The sequence below is a fragment of the Thioalkalivibrio sp. ALE21 genome (assembly GCF_003208255.1).
Taxonomy (GTDB): Bacteria; Pseudomonadota; Gammaproteobacteria; order Ectothiorhodospirales; family Ectothiorhodospiraceae; genus Thioalkalivibrio; species Thioalkalivibrio halophilus.
The window spans coordinates 1-1,291 of sequence record NZ_QKMA01000045.1 but is presented as its reverse complement, the minus strand read 5'-3'; the positions used below and the strand labels follow the sequence as shown (position 1 = coordinate 1,291).

The following is a 1,291-nucleotide window of genomic DNA, read 5'->3' as shown; positions in this document are numbered from 1 at the left end:
AGATGTCGCCTGATGGAGTTCAGGGTTCTTTAACAACTGGCGGCTGTCTCCGGGTTGAGGGTCACCGTCTCTGGCAGACCGAAGTCCCGGATGGGGCCGGACCAACGCTCGGGATGGGCGTCTCGTGCCCGCTCGTATGTGGCTCGGCGGCGTTCCAGGATCCGAGCGGCCTCGCCGTTGTGGCGCTGGGTGGGGGTCACGTAGTTCAGCGCGCTGTGACGATGCTGCTCGTTGTACCAGTGCACGAAGCCGAGCATCCATTCACGAGCCTGTTCGAGAGTGGCAAAGCCCTTCGACGGGAAGCCGGGGCGGTATTTGAGCGTACGGAACAGCGACTCGGAGTAGGCGTTGTCGTTGCTCACCCGAGGGCGGCTGCGCGAGGGCGTGATCCCGAGGTCGTAGAGCTTCTGCAGGAACGTCGCCGCCTTCATGGGGCTGCCGTTATCCGAGTGCAGGATCAACGGCTTGTCCATGGCCGCCAGGTGTTCGCGCCAGTAGGCCTTCTGGATGAGGTCACCGGCCAGCTCCCCGGTCTCGGCGGCGTGGACCTCGTGACCGACGATCTTGCGACTGAACACATCGACGATCAGGTACAGATACCACCAGGTGCCGCAGGCCGGCCCGGGCAGCCACGAGACGTCCCAGGACCACAGCCGGTTCGGCGTATCGGCCACGTGAGTGGTCGGTGGGCGCCGGCCTTCCGGGGCCTTGTGGCGCCCTCGATGATGGTTCTGATCGGCGTCGCGCAGTACGCGGTAGAACGTCGCCTCCGAAGCGAGATAGCGACCCTGGTCGGCCTGATCCGCGACGATGTACGCCGGTGGCCGACTGCGATAGCGGGGCTCGTTGCACAGATCGACGATCACGGCGCGCTCCCGGTCGGAGAGTTTGTTGTGAGGCACCGGCCGTGAAGCCTCCGTGCGACCATCCGGATGCGCGCCTTCGGGCGTGCTCCAGCGCTGATAGGTACGGACACTCACGCCCACTACGGCGCAGGCCCTGTCCAGCCGGGCACCATCGCGTCGGGCCTGTTCGACCAGAGCGATGGTGTGCTGGCGATCCGGGAGGCTGGTCAGTCGTCCTCGTCGTTGCGACCCCAGATCGCCTCGGCTTTTTTTGACAGCGTCAGCAGCGCCGCCGTCTCCGCCAGGGCCTTGTCCTTGCGCTGGAGCTCGCGCTCAAGCTTCTTCACGCGCTTTTGCTCGGCCTTGCGCTCCTGGCGCGAGCGCTTGTCCTGCTCGGCCGCGTTGGCGTTGGCGTTCATGCAGCTCTCCCGCCAGGCCTCGACCTG

At 66.0% G+C, this 1,291-nt stretch carries 1 protein-coding gene and 1 pseudogene; both read right to left on the bottom strand.

Annotated features, from left to right (window positions below; genetic code table 11):
- Positions 1 to 29 precede the first annotated feature (29 nt).
- Positions 30 to 1,076, bottom strand: coding sequence for an IS3 family transposase (locus tag D893_RS13685; protein WP_244269200.1), 1,047 nt, complete (start codon positions 1,074 to 1,076; stop codon positions 30 to 32).
- Positions 1,073 to 1,291, bottom strand: a pseudogene (locus D893_RS13680) (IS3 family transposase); the annotation flags it as partial. The pseudogene D893_RS13680 and the gene D893_RS13685, both read right to left, overlap by 4 nt.